The sequence below is a fragment of the Bacillus sp. FG16 genome (assembly GCF_057809515.1).
In genome coordinates this window covers 1-25978 of the sequence record NZ_JBMDKC010000080.1, presented here as the reverse complement: position 1 = coordinate 25978, position 25978 = coordinate 1, and the positions used below count along the sequence as shown (strand labels likewise).

Below are 25978 nucleotides of genomic sequence, written 5' to 3'. Positions count from 1 at the left end.
GTTGCAATGTACGAGAAGAATAGAGATACGGTGTGCTGTACAACATTTGATATTGACTCATACATCCTCACCATCCATATAAAATTCTAGGTTCTTTAGATACATATGAGGGAGTAGAAGAAAACTAAAGTTGTACAAAAAATAAATACTAGACCCACGGCAACGATTAATGCTTTTTCGGGCCATTCACAGATCTAATGATAAGAAAATTGTTCTTATCTGCCATAAGATAACTAAAAAATGTTAACTCTTCATGTTGAAATTTTAAACGATAACAGTTTTAAATTTTCTCAATATTATAATTATTATTTTTATGTTAAAATAATAAGACTTAAAAATTAAAAAAGGAGACTCATAATGAATTTAATGCAATCTAGTTCTAACAACCAATTAGTAATCGAATTAGAAAAGTGGTATTCATTAATTCGAAAACAACATGTAAAAGAAGCTGAAAAATACTACACTTCAATTAACGCATCCTTTTCCAAAACAGCTTCTCCAATAGCTACGTTATACTTATTATTTCGTTATAGGTACTTAATACTATTAGAGGATTATCAAAGTGATTTAGAACTAAATATCTCACAGTTTGATAGTGATTTTAAATTGAACTATTATTATCATTTTTTCAAATTCATACACCGTACAAATACTGGAGATTATCAACAAGCTCAATATTATTTTGATAATGCCAAAGAATTACTAAAATATATTGATGACGAATGCGAAATTGCAGAATTTAATTATCGCGCCTCTCTTTACTATTACTATCTAGATGATCCTATATTAGCGATTCATCATAGTAATAGTAGTCTTAATTTATTTTCTCAATATAATGAATACGAAATAAAAATAGCTGCCTGCGAAAACACTCTAGGCATGTCCTATACAACATTAGAAAAATGGCAATTGGCTGAAGAATATTTACTTTCATCACTTAACACGTTCAAAAATCACAATCTACAACAATGCGTTTTAAAAGTAACTTACAATTTAGGGTTATTGTATTCTGAACAAAACCGCCCTAATCTGGCTATAGAGCACCTTTTGAACTCTTTTGAAAATGAAAAAGACTATAAAACAATGTTTCTTTTAGCTCGTGAATATTACAAATCAAATAACCACACACAAGCGTTATTTTTATTACAGAAAGGCTTGCCTTTCTGTGATAAGCTATATACACAGCATTATAATATCCTCATGGCTTTCATTGAAAATAAACCGTTAGAAGAATTAGAAGATATCATAACAACCGCTATAGAATATCTAGAACCGCATAGACTATGGAAAGACATTCAATTCTATAGTGATGAATTAGCAATTCGTTATTTAAACCAAAAAAACCCTGAAAAATCTAACGAATTCTTTTATAAAAGTTATACTACCAAAAAATCACTTAATTAATGGGAGGTAATAAAATGAAAATATTAAAATTTACTATATTAACAATAATGAGTATTGGATTATTATCATTCGGTTTACCCAACGACCATAATCAAGAACTAGGAATTGATCAAAAATCAAATAAAATTCTTATTCAATATGGTCACGGCAAAGGAATTTAACCAAATAAAAAAACGGTATTTTCATACCGTTTTTTTATTTGGTTTCAAAGCGAATATCTCTCCCATCTTCTCCAATTGTTCGTTTATTATTGGAAATTGATTTTGCTTCGGGAAGCATTTCTCCTGTAGAACGATTAGTCCAATTCGAACTACTATTGATACGCCATTCTTTATTTTCCTCTATCCACTCTATCCAAAATTCAATATCTACCATTTGCCCATACACAGTAGCAGGCTTACTATATTTCACATATGTCGTGATTGTTTGATTTGGCTGATCGATTTGACTGTATGTATCTAATACTTGAAAAGTTTGTATATTCCCTTCTTTAGTTGCGGCCCTCCAGTCTGCAAGGTACGAATACTTCGGCAATAATTCTTCTTGAACACGCTTCGTTAAATATTTCTGTTGTATCCCACGTACCGTTTCATCCGATATCCTACTATCTTTTTTAAATAAATAATGATCTAAATATTCTTTCGTGCGTTGCTCCACGACTTTTACATCATCAGCTGTTAATTTCTTTTTTTGCTCTTTCTTTTGAGAAGTTTGTTGCACTTCCTGTTTTGCTACTTGTTCCGTAGGAGAGGAATCACCGCTTTTGGCTACGATGATTCCGACCATAACTCCCACTACAAGGAGTAAAGCACCGATGACACTATATAACACCTTTGTCTGTTTCAAGCTATTCACCCTTTCCTTCTATAGTTCTAAACCTCTATGTTTCATTTTTTGCCTTCTGATTTCTTGTTGATGCTCATATTCTCTTTCTTTTGCTTCTTGACGCATTTTTTGACGCGTACGCTCCAGAATATCTGATACTTCCAGTAAACCATCTAAACGATTTTCTTTCTCTTGGAATTGATGATACGACAACTTCAGTTCTTCCAACTCTGCTTGGCGTGCTTCCCCATTTTCTTTGACTAACTCTTGCTTGAGTTGTAGAACCTCTTTCGCCTTTTCAATACGCTCCTGTACAGCCTGATACTCTTTGAGTAATGTTTGATCTCGTAGTACCACTCGCTTGAACGTATTCCCTTTTGTTTCTAACTCTTTCTTCTCTTCTTCTGCTTGTGCTAAGACTTGTTCTGCCTGGTGTACTTTCGCAAATTTTTGTACCACCGCTGATACATGCGAAATACTTTGCTTCACATGCAATTTTTTACGAATAATTTTATCTTGTAGGTCTTCCAAGTTCCCTTGACGATTCACAAAATCATACACCGTGCCACTTTCTTCATTCCACAGTTTCATTTGAACCAATACTTGTCGCTCTTTTTGACTCAGTAAATGACGATGGGTATACAAGTCTTTCAGCTCTGGATATGTTTCTCCCACATAACGAATCGCTTGTTCTTCCAATACCTTTTTCGCTTGTTGAATAAGTGGTAATTGCACTTCCGCTATCCGTTCTTTCCGAAGCGCTTCTTTCTCTATTTTCCCTACATTCCACTTCATTCGTTGTAAACTATATGCTAGGTTATTTACATCAATTCCTTTTTGAGTTAACCACGTTTTTAATTTCTCTAATTGATATTGATGAGAACTTGTTTTTCTCCACTTTGAAGAAAGTTTTTGATACTCACCTGCTCGTTCAATCGCAAGTTCATATGCCATTCTTTTTGTTCTAGCTTCATCTAATATGATCTTAATTGGTGTATTCGTTAATTGTTCTTGCAACTGGTCAATAGCCACAGACACATTGTGATAGGTTACTTCTTTCCGTAATACTTGTTTGGCTTCCTGTAACATCTTTTCTTCTTTTTGCTGTAGCGAAAGTTTTGTTACATAAGATATACTTTCTTCTTCTGTTACATCTCTTCCCGTCTCTTGTTTCCATCTTAACCACTTACTCATAACAGGGCTATTTTCTGTCATCCCTAATGATTGAATAACCCCTTGTGTTTTCGGATATTGTTTCAACTCTTGTTCACAACGTTCTACTAAAATCTTACGAGCTTTCACTAACACTTTTGCTTGCTCAATAATGTGTTCCACACGTTCCGAACATTTTTGTTTTTGTTCCGCCACTTTCCATTTATGAAGTTGCTTTCTACGCTTATCAATGGCATCAATGGTTACTTCTTTTCTGATAATTTTTCCCGCTTCTGATAGCACTTCATTTTCTTTCACTCTTTGCACAATCATGCCCATAGAAAGTGAAGGCGATTGTTTCATTTCTTCTAACAATTGAATCGCAATTTCTGGGTATTTTTCTTCCTTCCAATCACGAAGATATACGCTGTATCCTTGGCGAGAAAGATAGGACATCGCTTGCAATTCATACCACTGAATGGCTTGTTTCGTATCCTCTCTTTGTGCTTCTAATATATTCATATTTGACACAAAACGAGTATCCGAAATACGTCCATCATTCTGCTGTTTTTGCATACTCTTTTCCCAACGATCTAACAGGACTACATGAGATTGTAGACGTTCATAAGTTACAGATTGCTTCAGATGACTTTCAACCTTTTCCATAACCATGTCACGCTCGACCGCTTCTACAAGTGACACCATATCTTCTGTTTGCAATTCTTTCATTTTTTCATACATGCGAACCGAATATTCACCTTGTAATTCCATTGGTTGTTCTTGAATATATACGTGCAGATTTTTCTCTTCTAACTGTCGATAAGCGGATGTTTCAATTTGCTCTTTTAACCATGTATAAGAATGTAATTTCTGTTTCGATTTACTATCTTGTAAACGTTCTTGTTGTTTCGTAACAAGCTCGATTTTTTTATTAAGATCGACATATCCTTTTACGGATATCTCTACTTTTGAAATCGAATCTGTTTCTTTCTTTTGTTGTTCTTTAACGAGCGATTGTCTCTTTTCTTGTAAGGAAATGAGACGCTGATTATAGGCTTGCACACGACGATTATATTCTCCTGTTTCTGTACGAATCCCACGTTTCTCTAACTGATGTTCTTTATAACCGATATGCTTTGTTGGTAACAACTCAATTCCTCGTTCTTCGTAAGAACGATGGTCAATTCTCTCTTGTACATTTTCTTTTTCTAAAGACAAATTTGCATACTTCGCCCATGCTTCTCTCCATGCAAGTAGATTTTCTTTCTTATCCCAATCTCTATTTTTCTTTTTCACAAATCCATCCTGAGAAATCTCACGAGTTGTCAATAAAATGTGGGCATGAGGATTATTTTTGTCATCTCGGTGAATGGCAACATCAGCAATCATGCCTTGTTGTACAAATGTATCATGTGTAAACGTTAAAACAAGTTCTCGTTGTTGTTCTTCTGACAATTCATTCGGGATTGCTACAACCACTTCTCTTGCTAATCGACTGTTTCCTCTTTTTTCAAAACGTTCTACTTCATTCCATAAATCTTGACGACGAAAAACCCATGATGGTGCTTCAGAAGGTGCTAGGATATGCGTCTCAGGTTGCACGGTACGAGAGTAGTATTTGGTTTCTTTTGTTCGTTCACAATACAATGCTTCACCACTTCGATACGCAGCACTCGCTACTACATTTTGTTGTTTCTTTCTTGAAATTGTTTTTACCTTTAAATGATAAATCGCCATATCCTAGCTCACCTCCTCAAATTTGATACTTCCACTATACAAACCCCGTAGGTAACAACCGATGTATTTCGGTTGGTAAAACGTACAAACTGAAAGTTTGTGTAAGTGCGCACTGTACGTTCCTTACAGTGAATATTTTACCATCTTTTCTTCTTTCTTTCTATAATTTTCTGAATTATTTTTATTGATTTTATTATCCACACAAATTATAATTGATGTACATAGTTTTTCTATCTACTGAAATTCAGGTGATAAAAAATGAAACATGAAACAGAGTTAAAAAAGATTGAACGAGAATTAGAGTACTTAAAGATCACAAAACGAGAATTGCAATTTCAAGATAAGCAGCATGATAGAAAAAAACGAACGAAACGATTAATAGAAACAGGTGCGTTATGCGAAAAATACTTCGATATGTACCACATGACAATTGAAGATCGAGAGGAAGTATTTAAAATATTTTCTAATTACATCAAAGCAAATATGCCTAATCGTTTTCATAAAAAAGAAAATACTTAGTAGGTTAACAAAGTAATTTATAAAAGGTGGTAGATTACATGAGTAATAAAACCGTAGAAAAATTAAAAATACTTTTAGAAAAGGAAGAACAACTCAAAAAAGCAAAACAAGAATTAAAAAGAAAAATGAAACTTGAGGAAAAGAAAAAAAGAGAGAAGCTGTGTAAAGATACTGGTGAACTAACAGAAAAATATTTCAATATTGAGCATCTATCTATCGAAGAACGAGAAGTATTATTTGAATCAATTTCTATTCGTGTTAATGAAAAAATCGAGAATTTATTTTCTAGCGCACAACAAATAAAATATATTTCATCTGAAGATGAAAATAACAATACTGTTTCCAAACATTCTTCTGTAGCTCTGTAGACCTTCTAAGTAACTATACTCATACAAAGGGGGATTATTATTTTCATGCATCTGACAACGTACGTTGTGTTAAATATGTTTGATAGTACACTTTCATTCATCCAAGCAAGTAACCTAGAACAAGCTTGTGAAAATCTGAAACATTCTTCATTTGACTTGCAAAAGACGTGGAGAATACATGATATATCTTGCTATAGCAAAAAAGATGCAATAATGATATCAGCTCACAATAAATCCGACAATAATTATGTTCGTTATCTCATTATGAGTAAGAGAAAATGGGATGAAGAAAAAGGTAAATTTCAAACTGTATTTAGAGAGATATCTTATCACAATAAGTGATGAAATCCTCTCTTCATTTTTAAAATTTTTAGTGAAAGAAGGACTTCCCTTGATTCAAATAAAAAGTTTCCTATTGGAACGTGATGTTCAATGAAATATTGTATGAAATGCAATAATATAGTTGAACACCTAAGTTATAGTACGTTACGTAAAATCAAAAAATCCGCCGCTGAGTTCAAGCATTCGGATAAAGAAGAAATGCACAAAATTAAAATCTCCGCACTTCAGTTTTCCAACAAAAAAATTTGTGAATATTGCTATTTAGAAGATTTAGCATACCTCACAACAATTATGAGAATAAAAGCCATACAACAAGAAAAATCCCTGTCTTAGAATTTCGTTTCTACGAACAGGGATTTTTTACTGACATTATTTTTTGGGACTCATTTGTTTTTTCTTCATTTGTTCTTGATTCCATTCAAAGGTGATATCTTTAATTTCTTTCAAATCTAATTTCTCCGCTGGAATAATATCTATAATGGAGCCTTTAAACAAACAATGCGTCTTTTCTTCTGTTTGAACAAAAATAGTATAGGTATCTCTCCCATCTATAATTCCCTTTACCGACTTCCCACCTTGCAGCACAAACGTACAAGGCATCTTCTTATGATCTAAATATTGCATGACGAAATCCAATTCTATATACATTTCATCTCTCCCTTTCTATTGTACAAAATGCTAAAAATTAATTATCAATTCCCGAAAATTATCATCTTGAACTAATCGCCAAATATTGTACTCTCATCAACGTCATCCAAATAAGCATTAGCTTTTTGTTTCTCTTCAATTGACTCTGATTCTTGTTGTGCTTTTACTTTCTCGCTCATATCCACTTTCTCAATATGCTTTTCTTCTTTCTCGACTTTTTGTTCCTTTACTTCAGCAATTGGAACATTCTTGTTTTGATGAAAATTATTTATATTCGCGTTTTCTAGCAACGCTGAAATGTCTTGATAAAACTTTTCCTTCATGAACAGATCTCTTTGCATTTTCTTCGATACTTCATAATCTGTTACATCATCTATTCCGTACTGATCTACAAAATGTAAAACTAACGTAATTAACGATTCAGATAGATTCGTTTGTGCATTGAGCCAATCATAAAATTTGGGATTTGTCTCTTTTTTAAAATTCCAATTGTATTGTTCTCTCTGTTTCTGTTTACTCATTTCTTAGCCACCTTAGAAGCCAATTTCTTACTTAAAATCTCCATACCTCTAACATTCATTTCTGTTGCATAAGTTGGTGAAATCCACAGTAATTGCATATCATTTACTTCACAAAACTCAAATGCTTTTTTATACAAATCTTCTTTTAGCGCAATGCTTCCTCCTCCGTAAACCGCGAGAACTTCAGCTTGGCTAGCTGTTTTATAAACATATGCTTTTTCGATATCATCATAAATCCCTTGAGCTTGCATATAACGAGTTTCTTCTAAAAATTCTACAGCCTTATCATGTTTTTTATCATTAGGATCAGTAACTAATTCACTGAATTGTTGACGATTGATATCTACGCCACCCTCATATTCTTCTTGCAACAATTTAATTGCTCCCTCTATTGCATGACCAATCCCTCTTTTTTCTCCCCAACAAGCGTCTGGAACAGGGTTTAAACCCTTCGAAAAAATGTATTCAGAGGTACCATCTCCAATATCAGCGTGCAGAATTTTTTTATTTTTAAAATATTCACCATTTACTTTTTCCTCTACCAATAGATTAGCTTTTCTTTTTTTAACCTCTTTATCATTTTCTTTACTATCTGTTTCTTTTTTATACAACTTATTAAAGTCATCGAACATATCTTGATTCCCTTCAAAGATGGCATATAAAGCTGGAATACCTTCACGAGTTACTTTTACAGTTTCAAATTCGATTTGCACTGTTACTTTTTCTTCACCCACGTACACGATCACAATATGCACATTTTCTTTAAAACGGCTTTCTAGGAAACGAGCTTTCTTTCCTTCATATTCAGAAGCTGGAATGGCTAATATTAGTGATGCAGGTACCTCTATACTTTTTGGTAATTCTCCTACTTCTTCATAAATCGTTTGAACCGCTTTTGTTGCCATAACAGATAGAACATTAACCACTGGTATATCTCGTTTATATTTATCTCCCAATTCAATATCAAGGGCATCAGGCTTACCATTTGAATGTGCAGCACGATATCCTACATAGAATTTTCCATCACGTTCAATTGCATCACTTGTTACATGAACACAAATCTCATTCATTAAATTAGTTACACTTTGTTGCAAACTTCCTTCTTTATTTGTCACGCGGCCAAATACACGCTTATTTACATCTGGTAGTTTGATTACCTTTCCACCATTAATCACCATTTTCAATTCACTATTTCCGATATCAGCGACTGTTCTCATCATCATATTCAAAAACCACCCTTTTCATATATTTTTTATACGTTTTTTATATTTTAAACCATCCGCCTTTAGATTTCAATAAAGCACGCATTTATTTTATATATTTTATATATATTTTTTGTATTAAAAATATTTTATCTTTAACCAAAAACATACCGATATACACTTTTCATATATTTTTTCATATACAATTCATATATTTAATATATAAATTGTATATGAATAAAGTGTACAAAACCCTAAAAGGGGATGATATATAAATTAAATATATAATATGTATATTTTTCATATGGTTTAAATACATTATTTCTGCGTTTTAAAAGATAAGACTTATAAGGTAATCGTAATAAAATCGGGATCGTTGGTCGGTATTGTGATTTTAGAACGGATAATTCAGAATACAGCCCTTTACCTTACTAATTAAAAAGAAAAAAAGGAAACTCTAAGCTATATTTCGAGTTTCCTTTTTTTTAAATCATCGGTTCCCACAATCAAACAGTGGTGGAATACACATTGTATCTGTCCATGATACCGGACTGAGCGTTCTTTTCGAGGGAGGATAAGGAATGGACAGATTTGCCTATCCCAAACGCTTGAACCTATGCAAATAGGTTTGAAGGTCTTCCAAACCTGTTTGCCTGGCTAGCGCCGAGCGATTCCCTTCCAAGCTTGGAAGGGGTTGGGGATGGTTGGCTTACTTCCAGAATTGCCACCATCGTTTCTTTTTTTGCTTCTTTTGTTTAGAATCTAATACTTCCCGTAGTGTTTGTAGCAACAACTCATCTCGTTTTTTTATGCTTTCATCGACATATTTCCGCAATTCCTCCATTTCTTTCCTGATCCTTGCTATCTCATCTACTGTGTCAATTGGTGAAGAGGTGTCCTGAGGTTGTTTAATTTGTTTGTTTTGACTGTCAAAGTTGTCCATTGTGTCCTCACTATTGTTTGAACTGTTTACAACGTTGTAAACACATTCAGGAATTGTCCCAAAACCTTGTGTATGTAATTCCATCATTTTTGTAAATAGCTCTACATCACGGGTTGAATACAATATTCGGCCATTCTTTTTCTGGAATGTATGGCCCAAACGTCTGAAATGCGCCGTGTATGTCCGCAATGTGCTTGGGGGTATGTTTAGCTTGTTTACAACGTCCGAACTGTTTAATAGACGTTGTGGACGTTGTAATGAGATTACGTGACTCATACAATCAACTCCTAATTAAATTTTTAGAGATTAAGTCAGTTGCTGTAGCAATTCTAAGGGATTTATGAAAACCCTTGTGCTTCGCTAAAACTAGTTGAATTTCCCTAAAAGTTTTAATTCTATTTACGAGGTTTGTCAAAATTTTCTATGAAATTTTAAATGTATGAAAAATACGCTTTTTATTAATTTTTCATTTGTTTATGTATAGATTCATTTATTAAGTAATAATTTCAATCACTATATAAAAGTTTCAATAATAATATAAAAGATACAAATACTATATAGATGAAAAGAAAAGCTTGGAAACTCTTGTCGCTCTAAGGTTAGATAAATTGACTAAAAAATTGAATCGAAATACTAACTTATCCATAACTACAACTACAAACTATCCAGTTTCACACAAGTTTTATAAAAATGTATTAAGGTTTACACAATTTAATTAATAAATTACTAACAATTCCACAAGTATTTAGACGTAATTTAGTATATGGAAGTACAAAAAACAGTAGGGGAAGGAAAATCAAACCTACTGTTTTTTAGAATTATAGGGTAATAGAAAGATTGTCTATTTTATTTCAACATGACAAATAGCCCTGTCCTTAGTGATTTTTTTGAACAAGGCTCATAATCTATTCATTTTTAAAATTTAAGTAAGTTTGAATGCATCAGGTACATCAATATCATGAGAAACGAGTTCCAGTACAAGTGCATGACGTGTATCATCGTCTAAATATCGTTCCGCCCATGGAATAAACGATTCACGCAGTTTTGCTCGTATCATGCCACCGATTGATTTTATTTTTTCTCCAAGTGTTAAGAAACTTTCACATTGATCCATTGCATAACTCATGGTATAAGTCATAAAATCATCACGAAGTTGTTTGTTTTTAATATATGTAGCGATTCGTGATACTTCTCCTTTATAAGAAACAACAATGTCTTTACGATCTTTATTGGTTAATGCTATGCCAATGGATTCAAGACGGGCTGTTGCTTCTTTACGCATTTTAGCTTCAGTTTGCTTAATTTCAGCTCGGTCATTTTCAATCACACATGCAGGATTCATGCTAACCGTAAATTGAGTGATAACGATTTGTTGGATTTTTTCACGTATGCGAGCTATCCGTCCTTTACGTGGGTTTCGCACCTTTTGTATAGCAGCATCAAATTTAAAAATTGGCGAGATGATTTTTAAGTAGTTTCGCACCTTTTTCGCATTGCGTCCTAAACGTTTCTTTAAGCCGTCCATGTTACGAACACAAGAATAATCTTCAATGGAATTTTTACTATTTTTAAATTGATGAGTAAAGTGGGTACATAATCCTAAAAATTCAATAATACCTTTGCTGTCACGATGGGAAACTAACTCTTTTAAAATAGAAGTCTCTAATAATGCATGAGGAATTCGAAAATATGAAAGTTTCCCATCATTATCTTTTGTTTCTTTTGCTGTACGATTGAATCTTGCATAGTTGCAAATTTCATACACTGGAATTTTCCCGTTAATAAAAATTTCTCTAACAGCCCCAGAATGAAGCAAAGCTTGAAAACCTGTATGAATAGTTGAATAGGGAATATCAGATTCGTTCGCGATAGTAGATAATTTAAAATCACGAGGGAGTCGTCCTAAATCATTCACCTTAAAGTGAAGTAAAATAAGAGTAGCTAATGCAGATGAAGGTAAAGCATATTCACCAAGTTCGTTATTCTTGATTAAATATATACGAAGCTCATCAAAGAACTTTGGCCCATGCATGAGGTATTTTGATTTTTGATTTTTTTTACTAAATTTCATGTTTGTTTTTAAAGTTTTTGTTTCTAATTGAATATTGTTAGTGAAATCATTAGCACTTAGGGTTTCAAAACTAGTTATCATAAAAAAACCTCCTATTTTTTCCACCGCAAATTTACGGAAAAATAGGAGGTTTTATATTCACATTGTATGTGTATTATGGTATAATTTTAATATCAAGTATGACATAAAAAAGAACCACATATACTTATAGTGTGAATTAAAACCCTATCTTTTGGAGTTATTAATTGGTATCGAGTTTGCCGACCTGAACCAATTAATAACTGTGCGGTGGGTTTTTTTTCTGTTTTTTCTTTGATTATAATAATACAGAAATTATGTTAAATTTTCAACTTATATTTAGTATGTTAATATTGTTTAAGAGATACTTCTACATACTAGTTTAATGTTTTTTTAAATAATTTACAAATAAGAATTGAATTATAAACCTTAAGAAATTAAGGTTTATAGAAATAGAGGGAAAGGCTATATGCCTTTCCCTCTATTTTTATAATTTAGAAAGTGAACATATTGTATTAGTTCTTGTTCAATTTGATTTTTGAGATCTGGATTTTTGGAAAGTTCTTTATGTAATGTTTGAGCTAATAATGCAATTTCTCTCTTTTCTTTACTTTCATTGTCATTGAATTCTACGGAATTACCTATTAAATAGTCAGTAGAAACATCAAAGAATTGTGCAATTCTAATTAAGGTTTTGTAATCAGGCTCTGTTCCAACATTTTCCCAATTAGATACATTTGTTTGTTTAACACCGAGTACTTCTCCAAGTTGTCTCATACTTAGCTTTTTATTTTTGCGTAATTCTTTTAGGCGTTGGCCAAACATATAAATCCGCCCTTTCATTAAAAAATAGTTAAAAAAATAATTATATTTAAGTTGACTTTAGGCTTTAAGCCGAATACAATGTAAATAAGGGGGGTGACGAATTGACTACAATACGTAAAATACGTGAAACTAAAGGATTTAGTATTAAAGATGTTGCAACTATTTGCGATATTCCAGTAACTACTTTATATGATGTAGAGACTGGGAGAAAAGGAGTATTAGCTAAAAGAGCACAAAAAATTTCTGACCTTTTAGGCGAGCCATTAGATAGATTATTTATTCCGACGTATTATCGAGCTAAAATCACATAATTCCAATTAACTTGATAAGTATACCTATATAATATACATTCAATGTACATTGTATAGGAAATAAGAAAGATTTCAATCATTTTTAACTGCAAGTAGAAACTATGTTCATGAAGTATATTTTTTTGTTCAACTTAGACTGAATTTTTTTAATGTTAAATCTATTTAGATCTTTGAAAATTTCATACTCAAAAAGGAGCTACTAACAATGACGAAAAGATTCGTGTATTCCAAATCCTTGGCCTTGGTGATGAGCTTATGTATGTTCTTCATCAGTGTACTTATTCCGATGAAATCTGCGAGTGCGGAGGTGATTCATCGTGAAAATTACGAGATGAACTGGGCTTACAGTCCACAATACGGAAAAAATGTCCGTACAGAGCTTTTGAAAAACGCCAGTGGTCAAATTGCGTATTGCTTGGTATACGGGCTCAAGTCTCCAAATGGTACAGATTTACCAGAGGTAGGACGAACGGATGATGTTGTCTACCGTGTATTATTAAATGGATATCCGCAAAAAACGCCTGAACAACTAGGAGTTTCTACATGGCAACAGGCTCATTACGCCACACAGCTGAGTATCTGGCATGCACTTGGGCAAATCAATACAGGTGAGTTGCAATTTAAAGATGCAGCTGTGGAGCAAGCAACGAAAGCCATTACGTATGCGGCGGATCATACAGGAGACACACAAGATGTTTATATGAATGTACAACCGACAGATAAGCAAGAAGCTACGTTACATGGTGAGTATTTTGAAACCACAACATATGCTGTAGAAACGAATGCAAAAAAAGGTGAGTACAAGATTCAATTGCAAGAAGCACCAGCTGGAACACGAGTTGTCACAGAACAGGGAGAAGCAAAAGAAACATTCCAACTAGGTGAAAAATTCCGTGTACAAGTGCCGAAATCCTCTAAAAGTGCGGAATTGTCATTACGAGTAACTGCCAACCTGACCAATCAACATGCGGTGATGTATAAAGGTACAAGTGTGATTCAGGATGCAACGGTTCTATTAGAACGTAGTCAAGAGAAAGTAAGTCAGGATCTACAAGTCTTTTGGAAAGCGGTAGGCGGTTTGAAAATCCTTAAAGTGGATGAAAACAAGAAACCACTGGCAGGAGCAGTATTTGAGGTGTTAGCTAGCGACCAGAAGAGTATGGGAACGATTACAACAAACGACAAGGGCATTGCCTCTTTAGATAATATTGAGATGGGAACCTATGTCGTGAAAGAAGTAAAAAGTCCTGTGGGTTACGTGTTACAGGATACACCACAAACAGTGGAAGTAAAAACAGGCGAAATCGCAAACATCACAGCGGAGAATCACAAAATAAAAGGGAATGTGGAAATCAAGAAGTTGAGTGATAATGGGAAAGTCCTTCCGAACGTTGAGTTTACCGTATATACAGCGGATGGAAAAGAAGTAACAAAAGTTGTGACAAATGAGCAAGGAATTGCAAAAGTAGAGAACCTTCCTTTCAACAAGTACTTCTTTAAAGAAACGAAAGGAGTAGAAGGCTATCTTGTAAACGAAACGAAATATCCATTCGAAATTAGCGAACAAGGGAAAACGCTCACTTTCACAGTAGAAAACAAAGAAGTCAAAGGGCATGTTCAGCTTCTGAAAGTGGATGCAGAGAATCCGGATCAGAAACTAGCAGGTGTCACGTTCCTTCTACAAAACAGGGAAGGAAAGACAGTCAGTGAACATACAACAGATGAGAACGGACTAATTCAAGTAGAAAACCTTCCGTTTGGCATGTATACATTTGTAGAAAAGAAAACGTTAGAAAATTATGTACTAACAAAAGAGCCAATTCCGTTCGAAATTACAGAACACGGAAAGACAATGGAATTAGTTGCTAAGAATAAGCTGATTACAGGGGAATTAGAACTAACTAAGGTTGATATCACAGATGGAAATAATAAATTACCAAATGCAGAGTTTACGATTTTTAATGAAAAAGGTGAAGAAGTTGTAAAAGGAAAGACAAATGAGCAAGGAATTGCAACATTCAAAATTCCGTACGGGAAGTACACATACAAAGAAACGCAAGCACCAGACGGATATGTCTTACATGAAGAAACATTCTCTTTTGAAATCAAAGAAGAGGGAGAAATCATTAAGCATACAGTGAAAAATGCAAAGAAACCAGTACCAACTCCAGAAACACCAGAGAATCCAACACAACCAGAGAAAGAACAAAAACCTGAAGTGCCAGCACCGACACCAGAGAAACCACAGCCTGAACAACCAAAAATAGTGGAACAGCCTGTAAAAGAAAAGCCAATTGTGAAAGCAGCAGAACCAGCACCAAAGAAAATAGAACATAAGCTTCCAACGACAGGTGGAAAAGCAGAGAATCCATATTGGATGTGGATTGGTGGAGTTGTCATGTTATTAGGTGGGCTTGTCGCAATTCGTGCCTATCGTACAAATAAAAAGGCGAATGAGTAGGATATCAATTGTATGAAAGGGTGAGGTACAGTGGTGAAATATCGATTAGGTTATGACTATGTATTCATACCAAACGAACCAATTGTGAATAAGGGAGAAGACGTAAGTTCTATGAGTGTCCATGTTTTGTTTCAAGTATTTGATGAAAACGGACAGGAACGATTGTTTGAAGATCAGGAATTGACAGAGCAACGTCTTTTCTTAAAAAATGGGGAATCTTGTTATCTGACAGATATAGTCAGATGCTCATTTGACAAAGAAACGATTCTATCATTTGAACGAAATCAGCGCTTATTAGAAGACAGTGGTTACACGGTAAATTGGAGAATTGATGCGTATTTCAAGGATATAGGAATCGTTTATGCCAAAGGACAGGAAATTTCAAAAGAAGAATGGATGGACATGATGGTACAGTATCGAGATCTGTTTGATAATCGGGATAATGAATCGGCACAAAGTTGTGCGTATTTTACCGAGAAAGTAACTGTTTGACACAAGTAAATGAATGATTTTCAACGACAAAGGGTTGGTGGGAAACGGAATAGTATAGAGGGTGTCAGTTGAGAGAATTATCTAAAAGAGAAGGTAGGGAGAAAAATGCGTGGTGTAAGCATGTATAACCAAAACCAGAAGGGATTTGCAGGCGGTACAGTTGGAAAAGGAAAAAAGTATACCTTACACATTGATGAATATATGCAGGCAATGGCAATTGCGAGAACATTTGTCAAACCAGCGGAACGAGAAGGGTTTTGGGTAGAATCGGCTATAGAATTATTAGCAGGCTGTATGATGTATTTTCAAAAAAAGCGCGGAGAGCTTCTGTATGTTGATGTAGAACAGACATTAGACTTGCTACAGAAAGCAACCGAACAAGAGGATTATGTAGCAGAGTTAATGACGTCAATTGGAGAGAATCACCCATCGTATCATATTTTTAAGAGAATGGATCCTTCAGAACGTATGACAAGGACAGGGATTATTGAACAGTTAGTTTCTATTCTTAGGAAACACTGTATCTATCAGCGATATCTGAAAGGGCTAGGAAGGGGAGAAGGGATATGAGTCAGCCATTGAAGAAACACTCCTTGGTGGTTGGAAAGTCTGGAGAAGGAATGAGTCAAATCTATATTTTTGAAAGGGAAAATAGTAAGTTGGTAAAGGCAAAGGAATATCTGTCCCAAGAAAGGCTTCAGGAAGATTCTTATGAGGCGGAAGAAACGTTCCATTTTTTTAGAGGGTGTAAGAATGCATGTTTACTAGCCATTCCAACATGGATAGCTATATTGCTAATATGGTTTTTATAATTACAATCCGAAAGATAGGTGAAAGAAATGTTAATCGGGGCTACTGAAATCAAGTTTGAAAAAGAAAACCAGTCGAATGTGTACGTCGTTGGTCCTACTGGCGCAGGAAAAACACGATGGTATACCATTCCAAATGTGAAGCAAGAAGAAAAGAACATCATCGTTGTAGAGAGTAGGAAAAAGGAAATCTATTATGCTACGAATCAAACAAAAGCTGAGCAGGGATATGAAATCTTACAATTGGATCTCCTTCATCCGCTATTTGAAGAACGCTTACAAGACATGGTAGTGAACGCTACACAACAAAAGTTTGTGTTATATATTTCTGTCAATCTCATTGATAGTACGTATCAAGAGCGGGGAGATCGTCTTCAAAAAGTATTCGACCTACTACAAGAAAAAACATTAGAAAGAGATGTACATCTCTATTTAGATGAGTATGAGTTGTATCCCATTCCCAATCTCTTGCATGTCCTACAAGTTGTGAAAGCCAAAGGAATTCATATTTCCATGATTGTTCAGTCACACGCTCATCTCCAACAGGTTTATGGGAAACAGGTTGCCAATCAAATTGCTGGGGATTGCAATCAAATCCTATTCTTTGGCACAAATAGTATGGATGATGCAAAATATTTTAGTCGAATGAGTGGATACGATCAAATGGAACTTTTTTTACTACAAAACGAAGTGATTGTACTCGATACGTATTATCTTCCAAGAAAAATACCAATTAAGCAGGTAGATTGCAATCACTAGATGACTAGAGAACTATACAAATGGAGGGTTCAAAATGACTAAGAAACAAGCATTTCTGAAAAGAGTCACAATTCTAAGTGGGACAGTGCTTGCGCTGTCTGCTCTTACTGGGTGTTTTGGAAAAGAAGAAGCGTCATCTAAAGAAAAAGGCAAAAAGAAAACGGAAGAAGTAAAAAAAGAAAAGAAGCCTGAGAAGGAAAAGGAGAAGTCAGAGAAAGAGAAGGAAGGAGAAAAAGAACCGCATCCTACTGATGAAAATGTCATGCATGTATCTTCTAAAAAAGAATCTTCTCCTATCTCTACCACGATAGCGAAAAAATATTTAACAGAAGATGAGACGAAGCAATTAACAACGATTCTTCAAACGAATCAAAAATCGAAAATAGAGCAAGAAAAGTTACCAACGCCTGCAATCGAACCACCAAAAATCGAACCATCACCGCCAGTTATCTTGACACCATTAGGAAATACATCAAATGCAAAAGAATCCATTTCACTTGAAAAACCTACGCCACCAACCAATATAGAAAAGCCGAAGGTAGAACTGCCAATAGAACCTGATAAGCCTACGCCACCAGCCATTCTGCCACCAACAGAGGATGGAGGAGGGGATAAACCAAAACCGCCAGTTATTATACCACCTACAGATGGAAATGGGGGAGATAAGCCTAAACCGCCCGTAGAGCCGCCCATAGAGCCGGAAAAGCCGAAACCAATCGTAGATAGCGAAGCACCAAAAATGACAGTAAAAGAGAATCTAACGGTACAAAAAGGACAGAATCTGAATCCTCATCATTTGGTTACCGTAACCGACAACATGGATCAGAGTCCGTTATTATCGATTAACGGGAACTATGACACAAGTCAAACTGGGGAAATGCAGGTAGAAGTGGTTGCGATTGATAAAGCAGGTAACCGTTCTAGTATCAGGGTAACAGTAACCGTTATCGACCCCGAAGCAGATAAGGATAGGGAAGCGCCTGTGATTAAACCGAAAGAGAATATTACAGTGACAGTTGGTCACATTCTCTCTGCACAAGATTTAGTTACTGTAAGTGATAACAAGGATGCGAATCCAATTGTTTCTGTCGGCAAGTACGATACAAGCAAAGCAGGAGAGATACAGGTAGAAGTTATTGCGGTAGATCGCTCTGGAAATCAGGCAAGTGTCATGGTTACGGTGAAAGTAATAGATGTAAATGAGAATAAAGACACGGAAGCGCCTGTGATTACACCAAAAGAGAATGTCACCGTAAAAGTCGGAGCAAAATTATTACCACAAGATTTGGTTACCGTACAAGATAATCAGGATGCAAACCCTACAGTAACGATTGGAGCGTATGATACGAGCAAAGCAGGAGATATTTCAGTAGAAGTGATGGCAGCCGATAAAGCAGGAAATCTTTCTGTTACGAAAGTGGTAGTCAAAGTAGTAGAAGAACAAAAGCAAGACCCACCTGTTGAACCACCAAACGAACCCGAGAAACCAGCATCTACAGAAGACACATCCAAGCAGGCGCCAATGGAACAAGGAGGGCAAGTGTAGTGGGAATGGGGGATTATACTTACGCACGTATGCTCTATACAGCTGAGCAAAGTAAGAAAGGGCAGGTGTTTATCATTGACCCAAAGTCAAATTGGGGAGAGAAGAGAGGGAGTGGTTGTCATGAAGCAAAAAGTAAAAAACTTGTTTCAAAATAAAATCATTTGGCAGTATGCAATGTTTGCGATGATATGTGTCATTATATTTACTCCACATACTGCTTTTGCTGCTGGTGAAGAAGACCAGATTAAAACAAAGATTAAAAGTATTGTAGATGCTGTTTCGACTATTATTCTATTCGTTGCGCCATCCGTTGGAGCTTGTATGTTTGGATGGAAAGGAATCAAAATGAAGCTCGCAAATAACCCATCGGAGAAAGCCGAATGCAAAGGCGATATGCTATCGATTGTGATGGTGACAGGCGTTATTTTTATGGGAACATTAATTGTGAATTTTGTGGTTGGAAAGTTGAGGTAAAGAAAGATGAGCCCAAAACACATTCATATTCCAAAAAATATTGAGGCGAAGTTTGAGTTGATTCCGAATACAGGCATAGGGTGGAGGGAGATAGGTTACTATCTTCTCTTCCTTCCCATTGTTGGGGGGACCTTGTATCTGTTACCCATTCATATTTTTGTACAACTTGGATTAGGTTTAGTCTTGTTCGTTCTATTTACAGGATTACTTGTGTTACCAGCGATTCGAGGGTGTAACGTGAAAGCAGGTGCGTATTTACTAGATGTATTTCGTTTTCATCAGCGGAAAAGAAAGAAGCAAACCATTTTGTTATATAAAAAAGAGTAGGTGGGTGAGCAAATGAATTTCAAAAAATGGCAAGAAAAGCGAAAACAGAAACAACAAGCAAAACGAACGCAGGATTTAATTCCGATTCAAACGTTGTATCATCAAGCGATTCTGACGAAGAAGCAAACCTTGATTGTGGGCATTCGGGTGGGGACGATGAACTTGGAATTAATGGGAGAGGAAGACAAACTAGAATTGATGGAGGAATTTAGTGCGATTGTGTCAGGAATTCCATGTGAATTTCAAATTGAAGTACTGGCAGAACCTGTTGATTTATCGGATTATGTGGAAGATCAGAAACAAAAGATAGAAGAAGAATCGAATGCCATGCGTCAATTATTAAGAAGTGGATATGTTTCTTATCTAGAGAACTCCTCACACGCTCAGAATACGCTGAAAAAGGCACATTACCTTCTTTTAAGGGAGAAAGTGCAGGGAAGTGAAGAAAGTATTCAAAACGGGCTGGAAACGCTCTTAGAAAGAGCGGAGATGTTGCGAGAGAATTTGACGGAACTTTCAGAAGACGGTCTAGAATGTCATATCTTAAATGCTCATGAGATTGTTCAGATTCTTCAGGTGCATTTTAACAACTATCAAGCACGTATTAATCGTTTTAAAGAAGTGTCCTCGCCCTATATTACAGTGAAACATGCCAAAAAAGGAGGGGAATAGCAAATGTTACGATTCAAGAGAAAAGAGAAAAAAGAAGAACCCACCTTTCAACGTTTTTCTGTAGCGGATCAGATTGCACCAGCTATATTTGAGGAAGAAATAGATTATATCCGTGTAGGAGAAGGATATGAACGTATCCTTTGTATGACGGATTATCCATCAGGTAGCTACATGGGGTTCTTATCCAAATTGTATCGGTTAGAAGGAAATATCTCCTTTACCTATCATGTAGAACCGACTTCTTCTGCTGATATGATTAAGAACTTTAGTAATTCGATTGAAGAGTTAGAAGCAAGATTGCTGTCGGGAAAATTAAATCCTGAAATGAGAAAACGAGCGGAACAGGAATTAGAGAGTGCCAATAATATGCTGGAGGATTTAGTGGCAAATGATACAGGTGGCATGTTACTCGTGCATTTCCTGATTCGGCTTCATGCCGAGAGTCTCGAACAGCTAAAGAAATTAACGGATAAGGTAAACAATGCGTTTTCAGCTCGTAATCTCTTTGCCTATGTGCCGAGTGCACGTATGCAAGATGCTTTTGAATCCTGTTTGCCCATTCTGGAAAATAAGGTAGGAGAATATACGAGAAGAAATATGGATACAAAAGCATTCTCTACTTTCTTTCCTTTTGATGAGACCGAATTGTTTACGAAGCGCGGGATTGCGATGGGAAGAAATATCAAAACAAAATCGCTCATTGTCGTGAATAAATGGGAATTACAGAACCGAAATGGGATTATTTTAGGGCAATCGGGGTACGGAAAAACCAAATTGAAGCAAATGTTACTAATGCGTGATTTTATGGAAGGGATTCGGATTTTTAACATGGATCCAGAAGGAGAAGATAGTGAATTTGTTGGAAAACTCGGTGGTCAGGTCATTGAACTGTCCAATACCACAGATACGCGTGTCAATCCGTTACACGTGTTTTATGAGCGAGATACAAAAAAGAAAGGAAATCCATTACTGGAGCATTTAGAACGTGTAAAAGTCTTTTTCAAGATTATGCGTCCGTCTATGACGATTGATGAATTAGCGGTATTAGATGCTTACCTGGTGGAATTATACGAATCAGAGCCTTTTTACATGACATTTGATACAGACTTTGAGCAAAAGGAACCTGAAGATTTTCCTGTCTTAGCAAATTTATATGCGCTATTGATGAAAAAAATCGAGGAAGGAGACGACACATTAAAGTTATTCTCCTATGTACTGAAACAATACGTTTCGGGTGCAAATAATCGTATTTTTAATGGACCTACCAATGTAGATTTACGTAATCAACTCATTTCGTTTGATATTTCTAGATTAGGAGTTGGTTCAGCTTTACAATCTTGTGCGATGTTCAATGCAACTTCGTTTCTATGGGATGAGATTACGAGAACAGCAGGGCGAAAGACGTTGTTTTTAGATGAATTACACGTATTCGCAGACCCGTCTAATCCGCAAAGTATGGAATTCATTTATCAGATTTGGAAGCGGATCCGAAAGTATGATGGAAGCGTATGGGGCGCAACACAACAGGTAGAAGAATTACTCCGGGCGAGCGATGGGAAAAAGAATTACGGGGGAGCGGTTATTGAAAATAGTTTAATGAAAATGTTCTTACCACTTGCAGAAAAATCCATTCACGATTTGATGACGCAGGCGCAAATCAAATTTTCAGACAGTGAACGAAAAATTTTAAAACCTCGTAAGAAAAATAAAGGAGAAGGAATTTTTATCTATGCGGATAAACGTGTCCACCTTCTGATTGAACCAACAGAGGTGGAATGGGAACTGATGGGCGGAAAACCAAAAGAGGGGGAAGTGGGATGAGTATGAAGGAAAAACCCCTTGCGGATTCTCGGAAAACATTTTGGTTGTCAGTCGGAATGATTTTCAGTTTCTGTCTCTTGATTGATTATGTGGTGGCATTTGGCCTTCGAATGATTGATTTTTTATTAGAACATAAAGACGAGTTAATGGAGTTGCCAGATGGTACAGCAAAAGACCTTGCGGTTTCCTACCTGACGAGTCCAATCGAAACCGTATCGTTCGCACTAGGACTCGAACTGTATCAATATGCACAACTTATCCTACTTGGTATTTTCGCTTATACAACCTTCCAAACATGGAGAAAGTTAAAACCACATACGGTGGAAGATGCAAGCGAATACGGAGGATTAGGGAGTGCTTCTCTTTCAGATGAGGTAACCATTTTTGATGAGATAGATATTACGGATGACAGGAAAGAAGAGGGAACTGTTTTAGCGGTCTATAATGATAAATTGATGATTCATAAGGAAGACAGTTTTTTAAATCGTCATGTATGTGTCATAGGTGGTTCTGGTTCAGGAAAAACAAAATGTTATATCTTAAACAATGTCGTCAATACGAAAAACAAATCGATTGTCGTGTCAGACCCAAAAGGGGAAATCTATGAACTTACTTCTCGTGAGAAGAGAGAACAAGGGTATGAAGTGTACCTCATTAATTTTTCAAACATGGCATTATCCGACATGTACAACTCGATTGATTATGTAGGACTGGATGAAGATGCTGAAAAATTTGCAACAACGCTTGTTTTAGGCGGAGAAGAAGGACAACAATCGGGAGATAGTTTTTGGCAGGAACAAGCAGTTTCGTTGATTACTGCGGGTATTCTATATGTAAGAGAAAACCTGCCGAAAGAACAGCATTCGATGGAATATGTATACAACTTATTGACAGAACCTTCAGAAAAGGAATTGAAGAATCTGTTTGCAAATTTAGAAGAAGAATCGTCCGCTAGAATTGCTTTTGGTGTCGTGAAAAATGCGACAGATAAAACATGGGGCGGGATTGTGAGTAACGCAGCCAAGGCAATGAAACTATGGAAATTAAAATCGGTTCGTACGTTTTCAAAATACAGTAGCTTTAAATTAGCGGATATTGGGAGGAGAAAAATCGCTTTATATGTGGTCATTCCATTGGCAGACCGTACGTATCGAGCGTTAATTAATACATTTTTCGCTCAATTATTTCAAGAATTATGTGCCTATGCGGATACAAACCATAATACGTTAGATATTCCTGTTCGGTTCTTATTAGACGAGTTTGCGAACATTGGAAAAATGCCTGATTTTGCAGAACGACTTTCTACTGTCCGTTCCTATGGGATGGAAGTATCAATCATTGCGCAAAGTATCGGGCAATTAATGGATCGATACGGTGAGAAACAAACTGGTGAGATTATGTCCAATTGTGATACGACTCTTTTTTTAGGCACAAATGACCTCGACACAGCGAAATATTTCTCAGAACGACTGGGTGTGACGACCAAAAGGTTGCGAAATGATAGCCAAACACCTGGAGAATTTGATAGCAATCAACAGGCGTATACCTACGTACAGAGACCGCTCAAGACACCCGATGAACTCTTGAATCAGATGAAAAATAATGATTGTTATGTATTTCAACGTGGCAGATTACCCATTCATGCGCAAAAAGCATGGGTAGCCAACTGGTTTGCTGACCAAGTAGGAGAAAAGGCAGACATGGGATGGCATTTAAAAGGGAAGTCAGCAGAATTAAGTATACCAAAAGAAGAAAAGCCAAAAGAAACGGTAGAGTCTTCCTGTTTATCAGAAGATGAAAAACAGGAAAATAATCAAGACGAATCGCAAGCATCTGTACCAAGTGAAGGAGAAGTACAGGAAACACCAGAAAGTGGGAAACAGAAAGAGGAACAAAATACCGAAGAAACTGTGTCCTTACCGATTACGGTGAAACGAGAACTATGGGGAGACGAGGTGTTACAACCTGTAAGGGTAGAAAAGAAAAATGGACGGATACAAGCTTTGTATACGATGGACTTAGAAGCAGATGAAGAAGGAGAAGAGGGCGTTCAGTTTCTTGTACAGAAGAATCCAGCTTGCATGATGACAGATATAGAGTTCGTTCCTCACTATGACGTAACGGAAACAGAAGAACAGTTTCTGATACAGGTGAAAGAAGCGATCCAGCACATTACACTCAGTCTGATTTATAAAGAACAAAAACGAGATTTTTCGCCAGTGGAACATATCGAAGAGAAAGAAGCACAAAGAAGGAAAGAACAAAAAGAGAAAGCGGGGGTGTAGGTATGATTATTGTATTTGGGGACGGGACGGTAGAGGAAACCGCTACAGAATATGTATATCGGTTTTCGAAAACAAAGTTAAAACAAGAAGCTCCATTTGACAGCATCAAACAAACCAAATCGTATTTGTTACCGTGTACCTTTGCGGAAATTATACGAGGAGATGTCATACTTCGGTATGAAAAAGAACCCCACTTGTTATCGTTTTCTCGTATCCAACAAGAAAATGAAGCGATCAAACGGAAAGTGGTGTCTCGCTTGGTCCACCTCTTCCAAACACATCAAGAAACGATGCTCCTCCCCATTCCAGACAATATTTTTTACACGAAGAAAGGGGAAGTGAAGCTCATGTATCAAGCAATGGACCACATGCCTGTAACGGGATTTAATCGAAATGATAGGTTGACCCATACGAAACGTTTACTTGCCTTTGCTTTTTCGAATGAATCATTTGAAGCTTGCATGCTTCAGTCAGTAGAAATGAGGAGTGAATTCTTACAACATATCTATCAATCTACAACATGGGAAGCGTTGCAAGAACTCGTGAAAGAACCAGAAGAAACGGAAGAAAAACAAAAAAAGAGAAAGAGAAATTGGTCATTCGCACCCTTCTCTTTCCCTCTTTCCACCAAGTTATGTGTCGCTTTGTTGACACTATCGGTTTCCTGTAATTTGTATGTTATCACAAAAGACAGTATCCAGCCAGCGATGGTGAATGCGAAACAGGATGAACAAAGTGAAAAACAAAAGAAAACAATACAAATGCTAGAACAAGAGAAAACAAAGTTACAAAAAAAAATGCAGGATAAAGAATCTGAAATCAAAGAAATTGTGGGACAACTGAAAATTGTCATTGAAGAAAACCAAAAGTTACAACAAAAACAAGCGACTGTGCCTCTAGCGCAGTAACAAAAAGGAGTGAACGTGCATGTGGCAAGCGGTGAAAGACTTTTTTACAACGGTAACGAATCCCATTGAAGCCTTTTCTCGGTGGATTGTGGAATTGTCGATTCAACTCTTAAATTTTTTCTTAGGTTCGATTGTGAGTGTCACGAAAATTGATACGGAATATCAAAATGTACAGGTGATACAAGATGTATTTTCTTGGGTTCGTTTTCTCGTCTATGCCTTAGTAGGAGTCATTGTCCTTCATCAATTATTTAAACAATACTTAGCGATTTCTACGGGTTCCATTCAAAGAAGAACAACGTCTCAAATTATGGGGGATATCGGAAAGTTTGCATATCGTCTTCTCATGTTACCCTTGTTTTTAGATATCATGATTAAAATCAATTCGTTCTGGGTGGGATTTATTTCAGATAAAGGATTGGTAGTTGACGAATTTGTAAAATTCTTGGGGTTAAATCAAGGAACAGAGAAAAAATCTGTTAGTGGTGTTATGTCAAGAAAATAGACACATGAAACAGAGACATTTAATTCGTTAAGC

General features: G+C 35.9%; 28 protein-coding genes. 20 read left to right on the top strand and 8 right to left on the bottom strand.

Annotation, left to right across the window (positions count from 1 at the left end):
* The first annotated feature begins 357 nt into the window (after window positions 1-357).
* Window positions 358-1404, top strand: coding sequence for a hypothetical protein (locus tag ACODS7_RS23655; protein WP_098872988.1), 1047 nt, complete (start codon window positions 358-360; stop codon window positions 1402-1404).
* A gap of 14 nt (window positions 1405-1418) precedes the next feature.
* A complete protein-coding gene (locus ACODS7_RS23650) occupies window positions 1419-1565 on the top strand; it encodes a hypothetical protein (RefSeq protein ID WP_000698019.1) in 147 nt (48 codons plus the stop codon).
* 34 nt (window positions 1566-1599) lie between these two features.
* On the opposite strand, the gene ACODS7_RS23645 is transcribed toward ACODS7_RS23650, so the two are convergent.
* Together ACODS7_RS23645 and mobQ are read right to left on the bottom strand one after the other, a co-directional pair.
* Entirely contained in the window at window positions 1600-2259 is a 660-nt protein-coding gene (locus tag ACODS7_RS23645; RefSeq protein WP_078185685.1) for a hypothetical protein, read from the bottom strand.
* Between the two features lie 9 nt (window positions 2260-2268).
* Window positions 2269-5118, bottom strand: coding sequence for a MobQ family relaxase (gene mobQ / locus ACODS7_RS23640; RefSeq protein WP_243168607.1), 2850 nt, complete (start codon window positions 5116-5118; stop codon window positions 2269-2271).
* A gap of 258 nt (window positions 5119-5376) precedes the next feature.
* On the opposite strand from mobQ, the gene ACODS7_RS23635 reads away from it, so the two are divergent.
* From ACODS7_RS23635 to ACODS7_RS23625, 3 genes are read left to right on the top strand one after another with little or no spacing between them, the layout of a single operon-like run.
* Window positions 5377-5637 carry a hypothetical protein gene (locus tag ACODS7_RS23635; protein WP_078185687.1) on the top strand — a complete coding sequence of 87 codons (261 nt, stop codon included), beginning with the start codon at window positions 5377-5379 and terminating at the stop codon, window positions 5635-5637.
* A gap of 38 nt (window positions 5638-5675) precedes the next feature.
* Entirely contained in the window at window positions 5676-6005 is a 330-nt protein-coding gene (locus ACODS7_RS23630) for a restriction endonuclease (RefSeq protein WP_243168606.1), read from the top strand.
* A 45-nt stretch (window positions 6006-6050) separates the two neighbouring features.
* The gene (locus tag ACODS7_RS23625) at window positions 6051-6347 is read left to right on the top strand and encodes a hypothetical protein (RefSeq protein WP_243168605.1); all 297 of its coding nucleotides are present in this window, start codon (window positions 6051-6053) and stop codon (window positions 6345-6347) included.
* A gap of 369 nt (window positions 6348-6716) precedes the next feature.
* Here the strand turns inward: ACODS7_RS23625 and ACODS7_RS23620 are convergent, their stop codons facing one another.
* The 6 genes from ACODS7_RS23620 to ACODS7_RS23595 all read right to left on the bottom strand — a co-directional run bounded on the left by ACODS7_RS23620 (window position 6717) and on the right by ACODS7_RS23595 (window position 12575).
* Window positions 6717-6995 (bottom strand): RNA chaperone Hfq, encoded by a 279-nt coding sequence (locus ACODS7_RS23620; RefSeq protein WP_199664386.1) that lies wholly within the window; start codon window positions 6993-6995, stop codon window positions 6717-6719.
* A 71-nt stretch (window positions 6996-7066) separates the two neighbouring features.
* The gene (locus ACODS7_RS23615) at window positions 7067-7516 is read right to left on the bottom strand and encodes a hypothetical protein (protein WP_078185690.1); all 450 of its coding nucleotides are present in this window, start codon (window positions 7514-7516) and stop codon (window positions 7067-7069) included.
* A complete protein-coding gene (locus ACODS7_RS23610; RefSeq protein ID WP_243168604.1) occupies window positions 7513-8739 on the bottom strand; it encodes a ParM/StbA family protein in 1227 nt (408 codons plus the stop codon). The genes ACODS7_RS23615 and ACODS7_RS23610 overlap by 4 nt, the downstream gene beginning before the upstream one ends.
* Before the next feature lie 688 nt (window positions 8740-9427).
* Window positions 9428-9937 carry a MerR family transcriptional regulator gene (locus tag ACODS7_RS23605; protein WP_243168603.1) on the bottom strand — a complete coding sequence of 170 codons (510 nt, stop codon included), beginning with the start codon at window positions 9935-9937 and terminating at the stop codon, window positions 9428-9430.
* 646 nt (window positions 9938-10583) lie between these two features.
* Complete coding sequence (locus tag ACODS7_RS23600; protein ID WP_243168602.1) at window positions 10584-11813, bottom strand: hypothetical protein; 1230 nt, start codon at window positions 11811-11813, stop codon at window positions 10584-10586.
* A gap of 402 nt (window positions 11814-12215) precedes the next feature.
* Complete coding sequence (locus tag ACODS7_RS23595; RefSeq protein WP_000467904.1) at window positions 12216-12575, bottom strand: helix-turn-helix domain-containing protein; 360 nt, start codon at window positions 12573-12575, stop codon at window positions 12216-12218.
* A gap of 101 nt (window positions 12576-12676) precedes the next feature.
* Between ACODS7_RS23595 and ACODS7_RS23590 the strand changes: the two genes are divergently transcribed.
* From ACODS7_RS23590 to ACODS7_RS23520, 15 genes are all read left to right on the top strand, one after another.
* Complete coding sequence (locus ACODS7_RS23590; protein WP_000207879.1) at window positions 12677-12886, top strand: helix-turn-helix domain-containing protein; 210 nt, start codon at window positions 12677-12679, stop codon at window positions 12884-12886.
* 205 nt (window positions 12887-13091) lie between these two features.
* Window positions 13092-15347 (top strand): SpaA isopeptide-forming pilin-related protein, encoded by a 2256-nt coding sequence (locus tag ACODS7_RS23585; protein ID WP_243168601.1) that lies wholly within the window; start codon window positions 13092-13094, stop codon window positions 15345-15347.
* Window positions 15348-15377: 30 nt separating this feature from the next.
* A complete protein-coding gene (locus ACODS7_RS23580) occupies window positions 15378-15839 on the top strand; it encodes a hypothetical protein (protein WP_078185695.1) in 462 nt (153 codons plus the stop codon).
* Between the two features lie 105 nt (window positions 15840-15944).
* On the top strand, window positions 15945-16409 hold the full coding sequence (locus ACODS7_RS23575; RefSeq protein WP_243168599.1) for a hypothetical protein: 465 nt from the start codon (window positions 15945-15947) through the stop codon (window positions 16407-16409).
* Window positions 16406-16651, top strand: coding sequence for a hypothetical protein (locus tag ACODS7_RS23570; protein ID WP_078185697.1), 246 nt, complete (start codon window positions 16406-16408; stop codon window positions 16649-16651). Before ACODS7_RS23575 ends, ACODS7_RS23570 begins: the two co-directional genes overlap by 4 nt.
* 27 nt (window positions 16652-16678) lie before the next feature.
* The gene (locus tag ACODS7_RS23565; protein WP_243168598.1) at window positions 16679-17407 is read left to right on the top strand and encodes a type IV secretory system conjugative DNA transfer family protein; all 729 of its coding nucleotides are present in this window, start codon (window positions 16679-16681) and stop codon (window positions 17405-17407) included.
* 34 nt (window positions 17408-17441) lie between these two features.
* Window positions 17442-18953, top strand: a complete 1512-nt coding sequence (locus tag ACODS7_RS23560) for a hypothetical protein (RefSeq protein ID WP_243168597.1) — start codon at window positions 17442-17444, stop codon at window positions 18951-18953.
* Complete coding sequence (locus ACODS7_RS23555; RefSeq protein WP_165689477.1) at window positions 18953-19108, top strand: hypothetical protein; 156 nt, start codon at window positions 18953-18955, stop codon at window positions 19106-19108. The genes ACODS7_RS23560 and ACODS7_RS23555 overlap by 1 nt, the downstream gene beginning before the upstream one ends.
* Window positions 19074-19427, top strand: a complete 354-nt coding sequence (locus tag ACODS7_RS23550) for a TrbC/VirB2 family protein (RefSeq protein ID WP_000810964.1) — start codon at window positions 19074-19076, stop codon at window positions 19425-19427. The genes ACODS7_RS23555 and ACODS7_RS23550 overlap by 35 nt, the downstream gene beginning before the upstream one ends.
* Window positions 19428-19433: 6 nt before the next feature.
* Window positions 19434-19754, top strand: coding sequence for a hypothetical protein (locus ACODS7_RS23545; protein WP_208742827.1), 321 nt, complete (start codon window positions 19434-19436; stop codon window positions 19752-19754).
* 12 nt (window positions 19755-19766) lie between these two features.
* Window positions 19767-20426, top strand: coding sequence for a TraC-like domain-containing protein (locus ACODS7_RS23540; protein WP_208742826.1), 660 nt, complete (start codon window positions 19767-19769; stop codon window positions 20424-20426).
* A gap of 3 nt (window positions 20427-20429) precedes the next feature.
* A complete protein-coding gene (locus tag ACODS7_RS23535) occupies window positions 20430-22247 on the top strand; it encodes a VirB4 family type IV secretion system protein (protein WP_243168596.1) in 1818 nt (605 codons plus the stop codon).
* The gene (locus ACODS7_RS23530) at window positions 22244-24532 is read left to right on the top strand and encodes a VirD4-like conjugal transfer protein, CD1115 family (protein WP_243168595.1); all 2289 of its coding nucleotides are present in this window, start codon (window positions 22244-22246) and stop codon (window positions 24530-24532) included. Before ACODS7_RS23535 ends, ACODS7_RS23530 begins: the two co-directional genes overlap by 4 nt.
* Window positions 24533-24534: 2 nt before the next feature.
* Window positions 24535-25440, top strand: coding sequence for a hypothetical protein (locus ACODS7_RS23525; RefSeq protein ID WP_243168594.1), 906 nt, complete (start codon window positions 24535-24537; stop codon window positions 25438-25440).
* Between the two features lie 19 nt (window positions 25441-25459).
* Entirely contained in the window at window positions 25460-25945 is a 486-nt protein-coding gene (locus ACODS7_RS23520; RefSeq protein ID WP_488827703.1) for a hypothetical protein, read from the top strand.
* Window positions 25946-25978: the final 33 nt, after the last annotated feature.

What these genes read in the sequence shown, in the direction of transcription:
- ACODS7_RS23655 (WP_098872988.1), top strand. Translation starts at nt 358, where the DNA reads ATGAATTTAATGCAATCTAGTTCTAACAACCAATTAGTAATCGAATTA.
- ACODS7_RS23650 (WP_000698019.1), top strand. Translation starts at nt 1,419, where the DNA reads ATGAAAATATTAAAATTTACTATATTAACAATAATGAGTATTGGATTA.
- mobQ (WP_243168607.1), bottom strand. Translation starts at nt 5,118, where the DNA reads ATGGCGATTTATCATTTAAAGGTAAAAACAATTTCAAGAAAGAAACAA.
- ACODS7_RS23635 (WP_078185687.1), top strand. Translation starts at nt 5,377, where the DNA reads ATGAAACATGAAACAGAGTTAAAAAAGATTGAACGAGAATTAGAGTAC.
- ACODS7_RS23630 (WP_243168606.1), top strand. Translation starts at nt 5,676, where the DNA reads ATGAGTAATAAAACCGTAGAAAAATTAAAAATACTTTTAGAAAAGGAA.
- ACODS7_RS23625 (WP_243168605.1), top strand. Translation starts at nt 6,051, where the DNA reads ATGCATCTGACAACGTACGTTGTGTTAAATATGTTTGATAGTACACTT.
- ACODS7_RS23620 (WP_199664386.1), bottom strand. Translation starts at nt 6,995, where the DNA reads ATGTATATAGAATTGGATTTCGTCATGCAATATTTAGATCATAAGAAG.
- ACODS7_RS23615 (WP_078185690.1), bottom strand. Translation starts at nt 7,516, where the DNA reads ATGAGTAAACAGAAACAGAGAGAACAATACAATTGGAATTTTAAAAAA.
- ACODS7_RS23610 (WP_243168604.1), bottom strand. Translation starts at nt 8,739, where the DNA reads ATGATGATGAGAACAGTCGCTGATATCGGAAATAGTGAATTGAAAATG.
- ACODS7_RS23605 (WP_243168603.1), bottom strand. Translation starts at nt 9,937, where the DNA reads ATGAGTCACGTAATCTCATTACAACGTCCACAACGTCTATTAAACAGT.
- ACODS7_RS23600 (WP_243168602.1), bottom strand. Translation starts at nt 11,813, where the DNA reads ATGATAACTAGTTTTGAAACCCTAAGTGCTAATGATTTCACTAACAAT.
- ACODS7_RS23595 (WP_000467904.1), bottom strand. Translation starts at nt 12,575, where the DNA reads ATGTTTGGCCAACGCCTAAAAGAATTACGCAAAAATAAAAAGCTAAGT.
- ACODS7_RS23585 (WP_243168601.1), top strand. Translation starts at nt 13,092, where the DNA reads ATGACGAAAAGATTCGTGTATTCCAAATCCTTGGCCTTGGTGATGAGC.
- ACODS7_RS23575 (WP_243168599.1), top strand. Translation starts at nt 15,945, where the DNA reads ATGCGTGGTGTAAGCATGTATAACCAAAACCAGAAGGGATTTGCAGGC.
- ACODS7_RS23570 (WP_078185697.1), top strand. Translation starts at nt 16,406, where the DNA reads ATGAGTCAGCCATTGAAGAAACACTCCTTGGTGGTTGGAAAGTCTGGA.
- ACODS7_RS23565 (WP_243168598.1), top strand. Translation starts at nt 16,679, where the DNA reads ATGTTAATCGGGGCTACTGAAATCAAGTTTGAAAAAGAAAACCAGTCG.
- ACODS7_RS23560 (WP_243168597.1), top strand. Translation starts at nt 17,442, where the DNA reads ATGACTAAGAAACAAGCATTTCTGAAAAGAGTCACAATTCTAAGTGGG.
- ACODS7_RS23550 (WP_000810964.1), top strand. Translation starts at nt 19,074, where the DNA reads ATGAAGCAAAAAGTAAAAAACTTGTTTCAAAATAAAATCATTTGGCAG.
- ACODS7_RS23545 (WP_208742827.1), top strand. Translation starts at nt 19,434, where the DNA reads ATGAGCCCAAAACACATTCATATTCCAAAAAATATTGAGGCGAAGTTT.
- ACODS7_RS23540 (WP_208742826.1), top strand. Translation starts at nt 19,767, where the DNA reads ATGAATTTCAAAAAATGGCAAGAAAAGCGAAAACAGAAACAACAAGCA.
- ACODS7_RS23535 (WP_243168596.1), top strand. Translation starts at nt 20,430, where the DNA reads ATGTTACGATTCAAGAGAAAAGAGAAAAAAGAAGAACCCACCTTTCAA.
- ACODS7_RS23530 (WP_243168595.1), top strand. Translation starts at nt 22,244, where the DNA reads ATGAGTATGAAGGAAAAACCCCTTGCGGATTCTCGGAAAACATTTTGG.
- ACODS7_RS23525 (WP_243168594.1), top strand. Translation starts at nt 24,535, where the DNA reads ATGATTATTGTATTTGGGGACGGGACGGTAGAGGAAACCGCTACAGAA.
- ACODS7_RS23520 (WP_488827703.1), top strand. Translation starts at nt 25,460, where the DNA reads ATGTGGCAAGCGGTGAAAGACTTTTTTACAACGGTAACGAATCCCATT.